This window comes from Azospirillum sp. TSH64 (genome assembly GCF_003116035.1).
In the GTDB taxonomy this organism is placed as follows: Bacteria; Pseudomonadota; Alphaproteobacteria; order Azospirillales; family Azospirillaceae; genus Azospirillum.
Map to the genome: position 1 here is coordinate 3,357,992 of NZ_LGQW01000015.1, position 226 is coordinate 3,358,217.

Annotated in this window: 1 protein-coding gene; it reads left to right on the plus strand. The window is 73.9% G+C overall.

What is annotated here, in order from left to right; genetic code table 11:
* A partial coding sequence (locus tag TSH64_RS35900) for a hypothetical protein (protein ID WP_348770325.1) occupies positions 1–226 on the plus strand: 226 nt, incomplete at both ends.

The window sequence follows — 226 nt, forward strand, 5'->3', positions numbered from 1 at the left end:
TTGGTCAGCCGCGCCCGCCGCCACGGTCTCGCCTTCACCCCGCGCGACGTCTTTGAGCATCAGACCCTGGAGGCGCTCGCCCGCGCCGCCCGCAACAACGCCGGCGCTCCGGCCGCCCCGGCCGCCGAGCAGGGCAGCGTCGGCGGGGCGCTGTCGCTGACGCCGATCCAGCGCTGGTTCTTCGAGGAGCCGATCCCCAACCGTAGCCACTGGAACCAGTCGGTGC